The sequence below is a fragment of the Paenibacillus sp. SEL1 genome (genome assembly GCF_054602535.1).
The window spans coordinates 2484348-2497059 of record NZ_CM137723.1 but is presented as its reverse complement, the minus strand read 5'-3'; the positions used below and the strand labels follow the sequence as shown (position 1 = coordinate 2497059).

Annotated in this window: 10 protein-coding genes; 5 read left to right on the top strand and 5 right to left on the bottom strand. The window is 47.0% G+C overall.

Going from position 1 to position 12712, the window contains the following annotated elements; genetic code table 11:
• Positions 1–94: 94 nt before the first annotated feature.
• Positions 95–3565 carry an S-layer homology domain-containing protein gene (locus ACYCSE_RS11430; protein WP_459702281.1) on the bottom strand — a complete coding sequence of 1157 codons (3471 nt, stop codon included), beginning with the start codon at positions 3563–3565 and terminating at the stop codon, positions 95–97.
• A 274-nt stretch (positions 3566–3839) separates the two neighbouring features.
• Between ACYCSE_RS11430 and ACYCSE_RS11425 the strand changes: the two genes are divergently transcribed.
• Together ACYCSE_RS11425 and ACYCSE_RS11420 are read left to right on the top strand one after the other, a co-directional pair.
• Positions 3840–4820, top strand: coding sequence for an aldo/keto reductase (locus ACYCSE_RS11425; protein WP_459702280.1), 981 nt, complete (start codon positions 3840–3842; stop codon positions 4818–4820).
• A gap of 99 nt (positions 4821–4919) precedes the next feature.
• Positions 4920–5294, top strand: coding sequence for a MerR family transcriptional regulator (locus ACYCSE_RS11420; protein ID WP_459702279.1), 375 nt, complete (start codon positions 4920–4922; stop codon positions 5292–5294).
• Here ACYCSE_RS11420 and ACYCSE_RS11415 read toward each other — a convergent pair.
• Together ACYCSE_RS11415 and ACYCSE_RS11410 are read right to left on the bottom strand one after the other, a co-directional pair.
• Positions 5291–5956: a methionine ABC transporter permease gene (locus ACYCSE_RS11415; RefSeq protein ID WP_459702278.1), complete on the bottom strand. Its 666-nt coding sequence runs from the start codon at positions 5954–5956 to the stop codon at positions 5291–5293. The genes ACYCSE_RS11420 and ACYCSE_RS11415 overlap by 4 nt on opposite strands.
• The gene (locus tag ACYCSE_RS11410; protein WP_061831142.1) at positions 5953–6975 is read right to left on the bottom strand and encodes a methionine ABC transporter ATP-binding protein; all 1023 of its coding nucleotides are present in this window, start codon (positions 6973–6975) and stop codon (positions 5953–5955) included. The genes ACYCSE_RS11415 and ACYCSE_RS11410 overlap by 4 nt, the downstream gene beginning before the upstream one ends.
• Before the next feature lie 262 nt (positions 6976–7237).
• Here ACYCSE_RS11410 and pdaA point away from each other — a divergent pair, with 262 nt between their 5' ends.
• Together pdaA and ACYCSE_RS11400 are read left to right on the top strand one after the other, a co-directional pair.
• On the top strand, positions 7238–8035 hold the full coding sequence (gene pdaA / locus ACYCSE_RS11405; protein WP_459702277.1) for a delta-lactam-biosynthetic de-N-acetylase: 798 nt from the start codon (positions 7238–7240) through the stop codon (positions 8033–8035).
• Between the two features lie 183 nt (positions 8036–8218).
• Positions 8219–8476, top strand: a complete 258-nt coding sequence (locus ACYCSE_RS11400) for an HAD family hydrolase (RefSeq protein WP_452566053.1) — start codon at positions 8219–8221, stop codon at positions 8474–8476.
• A 71-nt stretch (positions 8477–8547) separates the two neighbouring features.
• Here ACYCSE_RS11400 and ACYCSE_RS11395 read toward each other — a convergent pair whose 3' ends face one another.
• Entirely contained in the window at positions 8548–10245 is a 1698-nt protein-coding gene (locus ACYCSE_RS11395) for a glycoside hydrolase family 13 protein (protein WP_459702276.1), read from the bottom strand.
• A gap of 272 nt (positions 10246–10517) precedes the next feature.
• On the opposite strand from ACYCSE_RS11395, the gene ACYCSE_RS11390 reads away from it, so the two are divergent.
• Positions 10518–11609, top strand: coding sequence for a hypothetical protein (locus ACYCSE_RS11390; RefSeq protein ID WP_250259673.1), 1092 nt, complete (start codon positions 10518–10520; stop codon positions 11607–11609).
• Between the two features lie 304 nt (positions 11610–11913).
• Here ACYCSE_RS11390 and ACYCSE_RS11385 read toward each other — a convergent pair whose 3' ends face one another.
• Entirely contained in the window at positions 11914–12702 is a 789-nt protein-coding gene (locus tag ACYCSE_RS11385; protein ID WP_069290926.1) for an SDR family oxidoreductase, read from the bottom strand.
• Positions 12703–12712 lie beyond the last annotated feature (10 nt).

Genomic DNA, 12712 nt, shown 5'->3' with positions numbered 1-12712 from the left:
CGCTGCCCATGCAAAAAGGGACGCCCGCCGCAGACAAAAATCTGTGCGGAATCGTCCCCTTTTATACACCCTTGTACTCCCTGCATTTCCCTTATTAAGGAATCATGCCTTCATCATTGCCACCGCCAGGAATCGAGCCTGAATCGTCTCCGCTGCTATCGCTTGGTGGTATTACTCCTCCACTGCTGTCGCCGCTTCCTGTTCCGCTGTTGTCGCTTGGCGGCGTTGCTCCACCGCTGCTATCGCTGCTTCCTGTTCCGCTGTTGTCGCTTGGTGGTGTTGCTCCACCGCTGCTGTCGCCGCTTCCTATTCCGCTGCTATCGCTCGGTGGTGTTGCTCCACCGCTGCTGTCGCCGCTTCCTGTTCCGCTGCTATCGCTTGGCGGCGTTGCTCCTCCGCTGCTGTCGCCGCTTCCTGTTCCGCTGCTATCGCTTGGTGGTGTTGCTCCACCGCTGCTGTCACTGCTTCCTGTTCCGCTGCTTTGTTGCTGGCTGGCTATAAAATCTTTATACTCCTGAATCGCATCTTCCAGATTCATATAATTTTTCTTGATTTCCGGCATAGGATAATACTGGTCCAGACGATTGTATGCATCCACTACTCTGTGAAAGTAGACCGTCGTAGGATCTGTACCATTTACTGTAAGCAGATTGTTCGCAATGTTCTTGAGCTCATTGATATCAAGATCAGTTACGATCCATTTGGATTGGTAGTTCGAAAGTGCTGTAATCAAATCTGTGTTAGCCTGATCTACCTGAAGCTGTGTAATATCCGGAGTATTAAGCACAAGGCTTGCCTGATTAATTTGCCCTTGAAGTTCTTCGTTATCTTGTTGGGTATAATGACGGCCGAACGTCTGAACTTCATTATTAGCTATACTTATGTTGAAATTTAAGAACATGGTATCCACTGCTATTGGTGCAGCATACTGGCTCTGTACCTGTTGCAACTCCTCGTATACAGGAACCACGTCTTGCAATTCAAAGCTAGGCAAACCTAAGAAGATGGAGGCATGCTCTGAAGCAGAAGACAAGGCTTGCTGGGCTTCAGCGCTTAATGAGCCTGAATTTTGCACCAAAATTCCATTGATCGATGCCTGCATTTCAATGATTTCGTGTCTTAATTGTAGTCTTTTCTCGTTATATTTTTCAATATAGTTCCCTTTAGCCTGACTTAATTGATTATAAGAGATCACCAATTGCTCCTCAGGAGTAAACGGCATCATGAGTGCAAAGTTGGCTTGTTCTGCTAGTTGCTCTAAAGGGAGCATTTCCGTATTCAAATAATTACGAGCGATAGGGTCAGACAGCAGTTTTAGATGAACGTCATGAACCAGCTGTTGCAGTTTTTCCCGAGTTGTAGCAGGCACTGGTGCAGTGAATTCCGCAAGCCTTTGACTCAGCTCCATGTTCAAGTTCAATACATCCAGTTGCGTCATAGCGGTGTGCATCTTCTCTGTATATTCCTGAATGAGGTTGCCCAGTTCGGCATTTTGAGAGCCACTCTGATCGTAGATAACCTGCGCTTCTTGTAAAGTATTTTTAAGCACTGAGAAGTCCGCTGCTTGCAGTGCCAAGAATGATTCTGTGGTACCTTCTATTTTTTGTGTCCATTCGTCCAACTGCTCCGTTGTAGATAATGGATTCAGATATACGTTTGATCCTTCCCTCACTACGGACTTGTAACGCGCTTTGTCTGTTTTCAAATTCTCCACATGATCCGTTACATCGAGAAAATGCAGATAGGCATCTCTGAGTCTTACCGATGCTTCGTATACTTTAATTACTCGACGCAGGCTTACTACTTCCCGATCCACAATATTTTGAGGCGCATTCCCTTCCAACACATTATTGCCAAATTGAATAGCTTGACTTAGTGATTCATCCCAAAGAGGCGGGAATTCGTCGCTAACCATTCGATTTTGCTCAAGCGTAGTCGAAGCTACCTGAATCAGTCTAACTAATTCCTGTGTTCCAATCGCCGGTTCTGTGGCTGAATCTGTGTACACAGAAACATCCTGTTTCAATGTGCTGAGCGCTTGATCTACCTCTGCCTGTGTAGCTGTAGTATTGTTGAGTACCAGCGTAGCCTGATGGATTGCTGCCGACAGGCTTTCCTTCGCCGTAGCCGGGTAGAGTGCCTGATCCGGTCCACCCTCACCTGCACGATCCAGCAGATCTTTGGCTGCATGGACTTCTGCCTCCAGCTGACTGCGGTCTACGTTGACAATATCACTGTTGTGTTTTTTCTTATCTTTGCTCTCTGTTTCCGTGACAACTGATCCAGCAGAGGACGAGTTCGTCGTGCCATTCACGAGACTAACAGCTTCTTTCATCGCATCATAGTTAATGATAACATCCTGCGGCTGTTTTTGTTCCGGCAGGTTAAGCTGGTTGATTGTAGCTCCCTTAGCCAGCGTAATAAAAGGAACGCCCACATATTGTGATGCATCCAGCAAACCAATACTGCCGCTAACCAACAGCTTGCCCAGTCCCTGTTGCAACGAAACGCGGCTAATCGCGGCATTTCCCTCGGTCACGATCGATGCATCATTTTTCAGCGTCAGGTTGTCGATCTTCGTCGTCCCGGTTGCTGTCAGCTTTGCATCCTTAGAGCCCAGCTCCACACCAGACCATGCCGTATTTTCCAAAATGGCCGATACAGGCTGGGTCCCTGAGCCTTTGATTTCCAATACCCCTGTAGAGGACATGTTCTTCAAGGTTACCGAGCCATTAACGATCAGGCGCCCCTCAAAAGACACGCCCTTGCCGTCAAAAACGCCACCGTCTGCGTTAATTTCCAGCTTATTCACACCTGTCAGTGTACGCAAATTACGGTTAAGGTCGAATTTTGCCCCTTTTAGTACAGCTTTGTTATTTTCACCAAACAAACCTTGCAAAGATCCTTCCAACTGATACGGGATATTTCCGATTCGAACAGTATTGCCCTCTGATTTCACTTCTCCTACCGGATGATCCAGCAGGCTGACGAATACTTCCGCACCACTCTCCCGGTTCAATGGATTTTTCAAATCCGTTGTAGAAGCATCCTCTGATAACAGACCATAAGAGCGGGCAACTTGAACTGCATTTTGCTGTGCATTCGCTGTGCCGGCATCCTGTAAGTCCATTGCACGTACTAGCGATACGATCAGTTCTTCCTTGGTAATGGCATCCCCCGGACGGAACAGTTCCCCGTTACCTGTCATATACCCGGCTGCACGTACAGCCTCAATATAGGGAGCGCCCCATGCATCGGACGATACATCCATAAAAGAAGTCTGCGACTGGTTGTTAATTTCCAACTGGAACAGACTGCACAAAATTTTAGCCGCTTCTGCACGGGTCAAATTTTTTTGTGCCATAAAATCGCCCTGATTACCGCCTGTCATCAAACCCAAGGTGCGAGCTTGTGTTACAAATCCAGTTTCGCTTTGCGTATCTGCTGTCGCTGCATAAGCAGTCTGGACGCCGCCTACCCAAGGCAGAGATACGATTGAACCTGAAGCAATACCCAATACCATCGCAGATGCAATCCATTTATTCCGATTTACAAGTTTCAACATTTCCACTCCTAGACACTATTTATTGGCATATATCCTGTTATATCAAAGGCTTTAGTCATGTTTAGTTCTACGATTTATGCAACCAAGGAACTATGCTAAGAGAAGTATACGAAACCCCACTGAACCGATTCTGAACAATTAGACCTATACGAATCATTCTGGAGCAAAATTGCTTGACTTGGAGTGAACTCCAAATGTAATAATATCCGGTGTAAGTAGCTGGAGTAGACTACATTTGAAGAAAACAATATCTAGGAAAGCGAGGTATAATCAAATGGACTATGTGAAACTTGGAAATACCGGCTTGGATGTATCCCGGCTTTGTCTTGGGTGTATGGGCTTTGGGGTTGCAGAACGGTGGATTCACCCATGGATACTAGATGAAGAGCGCAGTCGTCCCATTATAAAAAATGCCCTGGAGCTAGGTATTAATTTTTTTGATACCGCGAATGTATATTCAGATGGAACTAGCGAAGAAATTGTTGGACGGGCTTTAATGGATTATGCGAATCGAGATGAAATTGTCCTCGCGACAAAGGTTCATTTCCGTATGCATCAAGGCCCGAATGGTGCGGGGCTTTCCCGAAAGGCTATCATGAGTGAAATAGATAAGAGCCTTAAGCGCCTGGGGACAGATTATGTGGATCTGTACCAAATCCATCGCTGGGATTACAATACCCCTATTGAAGAGACGATGGAAGCATTACATGATGTTGTGAAGGCCGGGAAGGCAAGATATATTGGTGCTTCTGCTATGTACGCATGGCAGTTTCTAAAGGCGTTACATGTCGCTGAAAAGAATGGATGGACCCGATTTGTATCAATGCAGAATCATTTAAATCTCTTATATCGTGAAGAGGAGAGAGAGATGCTGCCGCTTTGTAAGGAAGAAAAAATCGGTGTGATTCCATACAGCCCGCTTGCAGGTGGAAGATTGACGCGTGATGCGCAGGAAACAACACATCGTTCCGAAACCGATCAAGTTGCGAAATCTAAATACGATGCGACTGCAGATACCGATCGATTGATCGTGGAGCAGGTTGCGGCCATCGCAGAAAAACGTGGAGTTCCTCGCGTTCAAATCGCACTTGCCTGGTTGCTACAGAAAGAACCGGTAACAGCTCCGATTATCGGTGCTACGAAAACGTCTCATCTTGAAGATGCAGTAGCTGCTCTTTCGATTACGTTAACACCTGAAGAAATCGCATTGCTGGAAGAGCCATATGTTCCTCATCCGGTTGTTGGCGCTCAGTAAATATGGATGAAATGATAGTTTCGAAATAAGAAACGACAAGAACGCCCTATCCATTTACATAGGGCGTTTCTTGATCAGAAATCAGGAGGTGAAGTCTGCATGTTGATCGCAGAAGTAAGCAAAAAATTTGAACTATCTCAGGATACACTCCGCTATTATGAACGCATCGGACTTATTCCGCGTGTGAACCGCAATAAAAGTGGCATCAGGGATTACACGGAAGAAGATTGCAGATGGGTTGAATATATTAAATGCATGCGAGGCGTAGGACTTCCCATTGAAATTTTGATTGAGTATGTTAGGTTGTTCCAACAGGGTGATGAAACGATGAATGCTAGAAAAGAACTCCTAATAGAGCAGCGCAAGCAGCTCATTGTAAAAATGAAAGATATGGAAAATGTGTTGGAACGCATGGATTATAAAATTACAAGCTATGAACAGACAATAGGTGAAAAAGAAAAACATCTAATTTAACCCCTGCGTGCTTTACGGGACAATAGGTTCCCCAAGGACTGAACACCTTGTACAAATAAGACTAGAATGATGACGGTAATCAGCATAACCAGCGTATCAAAACGTTGATAGCCATATGCGATCGCCAGATCGCCAATTCCGCCTCCGCCGACCGCACCAGCCATAGCAGTAGCACCAATCAGACCAATGGTTGCTGTCGTTAACGACAAAATCAGAGAACTGAATGCCTCAGGAAGCAAAAAGTATCGAATGACCTGGAACGGGGTCGCCCCCATCGCATCTGCTGCCTCCAATATCCCCGGATTCACCTCCAACAGCGAGTTTTCGACCAGCCTTCCGATATATGGCGCAATATATATAATCAAGGGGACAATTGCCGCGCTGGTCCCAATGGATGTATTCACAATCAGACGGGTTAACGGAATGATCGCAATCAGCAAGATAATAAACGGTAAGGAACGAACAATGTTAATGATTGGATTCAAAATATTGTGCAGCCATTTGTTCTCCAGAATTCCGCCTGGACGGGTGATGACGAGTAAAATACCGATAGGGATACCGATCAGGGCGCCAATGAATAATGATATGCTGACCATAAGCACGGATTCATACAAAGCTTCCCACAGTTGATCCCAGGTGATCGTAGTTCCTGTAATCATCATAGACTCTCTACCTCCTGAATATGGACTCCTTTGCTCTTGAGAAAATCAACAGCCTGCTGAACGGCATGCTGTCCACCGCGCAGTTGAATCGTCATATAGCCAATCGTCGTTTCTTGAATCTCCGTCATGTTGGCAAACAAAATGTTCACGTGGATATCATGCTGCCGAATCAATTCATGAACCACCGGATCAGAAGCAACCTGCCCTATAAATTCCAGCTTGTATATTCGCTGTGATTCTTGCTGTTCGAACGTTTGCAGCACACTCTCGGGTACCGTATCGTGAATGACCGTGCGTACAAAGCTCTGTGTCGTTGGGTGCTGCGGCTGCCCGAATACCTCCAGAACATTGCCCTGCTCGATGATTTCCCCCTTTTCCATTACGGCTACCTTGTTGCAAATCCGCTGAATCACCGACATCTCATGGGTGATGATCAAAATAGTGATCTTGTATTCCTTATTGATTTTGCGAAGCAAGTCGAGAATTGACTGTGTGGTCTGCGGATCAAGTGCCGAGGTTGCCTCATCACAGAGCAAAATGGACGGGTTGCTCGCAAGCGCCCGTGCAATCCCTACACGCTGCTTTTGTCCGCCGGAAAGCTCGCTGGGATAGCTATTCGCCTTGTCCGACAATCCTATGAACGCCAAAAGCTCTTTTACACGCCTCTCTATTTCTCGTTTGTTGCGCTTAAGCAGCACCAACGGAATTGCAATGTTGTCGAACACTGTTTTCGATTCCAGCAGATTAAAATGCTGAAAGATCATTCCGATCTTCTTCCTTACCTTCCGCAGCCCAGAGGTCGAGTAGGTATTTAACTGTTCCCCCTCAACAAGAACCTCTCCGCTGGTTACCTTCTCCAGACGATTGACCAAACGGATTAGCGTACTTTTCCCTGCGCCACTGAATCCGATAAATCCGAAAATATCTCCTTTATCCACTTTGATATTTATATTTTTTAACGCTTCAATACTTAGACCTTTTCTCACATAGGTTTTGGATACATTCCTAAGTTCAATCATGAGTCCTAACTCCTTCCGTTCTCACAAGTATGTAAGATGTTCTAAGCTGATTGCTTTTCTTTGGCATGAACGATCGAATTAAATCCGAGTATTCTAGTGAGTTTTATAAAGTATACTACTTCGATTTAATATTCATGTCAATATGTGTTTTGAGTCTTGGTTAGTTCAGTTCTTGCATAAATCAGCATGATATTGCAAATGGTATGAAATATGCCGAAGCATACACACCTTGCCCGAACGGGACGGAAGCGGAGGAAGATAGATGAAGCGAATATTTACCTTGTGGCTATGCGTTGCAGTTATAGGGATGTTGACAGTTACGGCAGAACCCGCATGGGCTACTCAGACTGTTGGCGGACAGCCTTATCATTTTGGGTTCAAAAAAAGTAAGGGAGGGGAGCTGCCTTCCATCGCACAAGAAGGCTTTATGCAACTAATCGAAAGGCAAGGTGGCATCTTTCTGGGGGATACCACTAAAAAAGAATTATTTCTCACTTTCGACAACGGCTATGAGAATGGGTATACTCCCAAAGTGCTGGATGTATTGAAGGCCAAAAAGGTTCCCGCCGCCTTTTTTGTGACGGGGCATTTTGTAAAAGACCAGCCTGATTTGATGCGACGCATGGCCAGTGAGGGTCATATTATCGGAAACCATTCATGGAGCCATCCTGATATGAGCACCATTTCTTCGACAGAGATCCGGTCTGAGCTAGATCGGGTACGAAATGCATCGGCAGAGCTAACCGGGCAAAAAGAAATGAAATACGTCCGGCCGCCTCGCGGCATTTTTAGTGAAAAAGCATTGGCTTCCTGTCGAGAAGCCGGATATACGAGCGTGTTCTGGTCTGTGGCTTACAAGGACTGGGACACAAATATTCAGCAAGGAACGGACTATGCCTATCGTCAAGTCGTTCGTCAGCTTCACCCTGGTGCGGTCATTCTGCTCCATTCCGTATCCAAGGACAATGCCGAGGCACTTGGTTCTATCATCGACGAGGCTCGCAAGCAAGGGTATGAGTTTAAAAGTCTAGACGACCTTAAGGTGAAACATTATCACTAAATAGTAATCGAATTTAATGAGTCGATACGTTATCAGCCCGATCCACACCTGCCCATGGTAGCCAGTGTGAATCGGGCTTTTTAGTTTACGACCAAGGAAGGTAATGGATATAACGATATGGATGAGCTGGCCGCCAAGCTTTCGCCACTCGGCGTGGTCATCCATCAACACCGTAATGAATAAGTGCTGGACATCAGCCCGCAAAATATCCATAAATGGAACGCGCTTCAGAAGATTGGTGTGCAGCCTCGTCAATTTATCGCTTTCGGCAATGATGCGAATGATATTCCGATGTTCAAGGAGGCACAACATGCCGTCATGATTCATCACCATCCTGAACTGGCTGCCTTCGCGACTGAATCGATCTCTAACGAAGGGGAACATCAAGAAGACCGGATTATCGCCAAAATACGTGAGTTGGCTGAAACAGTTACCACTTAGCCAAACGCCAAGAAAGGGAAGGTCTCTCTATGAACCTTCCCTTCCTTTTACCATTCTAAAGATAGCAACGCCTATTGCATGGTTAGCTTATACACCCTGGCTTCATAAGGGCGCAGCTTCAAGGCATGCAGTTGTTCCCCTTGAACCGGCTTGTAGTTGGACAGCAGCAGCTCCGCCTTAGCGACAGGAAAGTCCTCCTCGGGCCAGTGGTACACCGGATCACGGTCAAAGAAATTCAAAATGACGAGCAAACGCTCTTCTCCCAGCATACGAGTGAATACATACAGCTCCGTATCCAGCGGCAACAGCAGCTTGTATTCGCCATAGACTATGACCTCATGTTGTTTACGCAGAGCAATTAACTTGCGATAATAGTGGAAAATCGAGTCTGGATTATTTCTTTCTGCCTCTGCATTAATGTGTGTGTAGTTATCATTAATCTTCATCCACGGCTCTCCATCGGTAAATCCGGCTGAAGGTCCAGCATTCCATTGCATGGGAGTACGCGCATTATCCCGACTTTTCCGCCAGATCTCTGCCATAATCTGTTCCTCAGACTCACCGATCTTCCGTTGTTGCTCATAATAATTCAACGTTTCCACATCCCGATAATCATCAATGGACGGGAATGCAATATTCGTCATCCCAATTTCCTCACCCTGATAAATATAAGGCGTACCCTCTAGCATATGCGTGAAGGTTGCCAGCATTTTGGCCGACTCCACACGATATTGTCCATCATTCGCAAATCGCGAGAGGGCCCGCGGCTGATCATGATTGTTCAGATAATTGGCATTCCATCCTTCCTCATGAAGCACTGTCTGCCAGCTGCTCATTATTTTTTTCAGCTCCACCAGTGTCCACGGCTTGGATTTCCATTTTTCCGTCCCCAGCCCTTGGGCATCAATAAACATGTGTTCAAACTGGAAAACCATATTCAGCTCATGCCGCTGGTCCCCCACATAATCAAGCGCCTGTTCCGGTCCTAAACCAGACGTTTCGCCAACTGTCATTAAGGGATAACGCTCCAGTAAATTTTCATTCAGCATCCGTAGAAGTACATGTACCTGTTCTAGATTAGAAAAGAGCTGATAGGCACGTACCAAGGTTCGTTTGTCAGGATTATCGGCATCCGGCAGCCCCTCGGCTTTGACAATATGGGCAATGGCGTCAAAACGGAAGCCATCAACTCCCTTTTTCAGCCACCATTCCACCATGCGGTAGAGCTCGCCCACCATCTCTTCATTTTCCCAGTTCAGATCTGGCTGATGCTCGGAATACAGATGCATGTAATATTCGTCTGTAAGCTTGTCATATTTCCACACTGAACCGGAAAAATACGATTCCCAGTTGTTCGGATATCCGCCATTTTTGCCTGTTCGCCATATGTAGTAGTCCCGCTTCGGATTATCCTTGGACGAGCGTGACTCCGTAAACCACGGATGCTCATCCGATGTATGGTTTAATACCAAATCCATCATGATTTTGATGCCTCGTTCATGCGCCTGGTGAAGCAGTTCGTCAAAATCCTCCATTGTTCCAAACTCATCCATAATGGCATAATAATCACTAATATCATATCCGTTATCGTGATTGGGCGATTTATATACCGGACAAATCCAGATTACATCAATACCCAGCTCACACAAATAATCCAGCCTGGACAAAATACCTCGTAAGTCCCCTTTACCGTCTCCGTCAGAATCCTGAAAACTGATCGGGTAAATCTGATATACAACGGCTTCCTTCCACCATATTTTTCTAGGCATGTTTCCCTCCTGTAGCTTCTCTGTACATCCAATAGCTTATGCTCTTAACATACACGCAATACCTGTCTGCGAATCGTTAGTGAAGGGGAACAAGAGTCTTGTAAGCTTGCTTCCATGCATCAGCAGAGCCGCTATAACCTACGGAGGTTTATTTTAAAAAAATATTTTGCAAAACAGGTTGTAAAAGTGTATCTGGCGTTACCTATATTTATGAACTGCCCATATACATGTACCCAAAGCGGTGCCATTTTTGAATAAAAGGAGGAATTGACATGAACCATCGACCCAAGGAGCCAAAGGATCTGATTGTGGAAACTGCTGTGATCCCGCCCAATATCCATGTGGATGTGGAGTCAGCCAATGAGGGGGGAACCCGCCGCCTGATGCTTAGCGATAATCCAGAGACGCTTACCCATGTGACGGTACCTACCGAGCAAGCCACCCTGTGGCATGACGTGGTACGCACGACAACCCGAACGGTCAAACATCGCATTTTCGGCTGGCATTATAACAAAATCGGCAGCGCTGTTAAACTGGGCATCACCGTAGAGAACAGAAGCGCTGCTAAACTAGAAGTACGTCATATTGAACGTGCCCTTAAGATTGTGCCTGAGGATGGCAACTGGATTATAGATGTCGGGCAGTCTATTGCCAAAAGCTGTTTGGCGGGTACGATGGAACGTCTGAAGCCAGCAGACCGTCATAAATTCAGCAAAGGCACCGCCCTGCTGGAGGAATTTGAGCTGCCCGAAGGATCGCTGGCCGGATTCATCTATGACCTCACAGTAGAATTTGCTGAAGGCCATGGTACGCTGGATTATGTGATTCGCACCGTGATCAGCAAGGATACGCAGACCGATCTACGCCAGATTCATATGGACGCGCTTCCTCCCGTACCTCCACCCCAGGCGCATCCACGAGGGGTGTGGTCCTTTTCCGAAACGAATGCGCGGATGCCAGAGTACGTGGTGGGGCAGAGCGCCAACTATCGGGCGTGTGCCACCAAAAAGCTGAACGGCGAGACTCCTGCCGATCTGCTATTTACCGGGGCACGCAGCGAGCTGGGGCCTGCGCTAGATAATCGCGGACAATTCGGAACCATATACAACGCGACCATTCCCATCGTTAATGACAGTGACGAGGTACGTATCGTACGAATCTACGCCAATCCACGTGGGGGCGCGTTCGCCGGATCTGTACGTGTGGACGATCGTGTATATGGTATTCCTCTGCTACGAGATAATACCAAGGTATGCCGATTGGCTGATATCAGCGTCCCTCCCGGCAGATCCAGCTATGATCTGAGCTTCATGGTCGCCGGCAGTGCAACTACGCCGCTAGGTCTGTACGTCATTACACTATAGCTATGCTCACGATGACTGGATAAGCGAACGTGGAGCCAAAATTTTCACAGGATATGGTCTGCTCTATAGTAAATGGAGCTGTCCCAAAGCTGGTTTTAAATTTTATTGGACAGTCACGCTTCGTCATTAGTACAAAAAAGCGCGAGTGCAAGGGTTATTCCCCCTATAGCTCGCGCTTTTTGGTTCATGCTCACCCATTTGAGCAGGTTTGGTCAAACGAAGGCACGTAGTCCTCATCGCCGCCATACCCGGCATGGCGATGACCATACCCGGTTACCCGGTTTGTGTCAGAATAAATATCGCTCTATTTGAACCGCTGGACCTGCCTCGAAGGCATAATGGTCAACTCTGGAATATTGACATGCTCCGGCTGCTCTAGTGCAAAAAGGGCAGCTTCTGCGACATCATCGGGATGCAGCGGCAAAACGCTCGAAGCAAACGCCCGAATTTCCTGCTCGGGATATCCGGCCACCTGCGAAAATTCCGTCGCCACCGCCCCGGGGTGAATCGCAGTTACACGAATTCCTTGCGTACTGGTCTCCAAACGCAATGCAGAGGCTATAGCGCTAACGCCGTACTTGGTAGCGCTGTATAGTCCTCCTCCGGCAACCACTTCCTTCGCTGCAATAGAGGAGACAATGACAACATCCCCCTTGGCCTGTTCTCTCATTGGCTGAAGTCCGTACTTCAGTGTCAGGACAAGACCGTGCACATTCGTCTTGTAAAGCTCCTCCCACCTTTCCAGTTCCACTTCTGCCAGTGGGCTTCGATACCCGAAGCCCGCATTGGCAACGATAATGTCAAGCCGTCCCCAGCGTTCAAGAATGGCGTGGACCGCCTGCTGTACGTCTTCAGCTTTTTGGATATCGGCAGGTATTGCCATGACCTCGTACAATTCCTCTTGGTGCAAGTCGCGAACCAATTCATCTAATCGTTCCTGACGGCGTGCCAATACAGCTACATACGCGCCTCGCTTTGCCAGTTTTTTTGCAATCGATGCCCCAATGCCGCTGCTTGCGCCTGTTACCAAAGCTACTTTCCCGGCCAGGCTTTCCTTCGCTTTCCAGGATAATCTCAACTCATCCAATATCATGTTATACCCT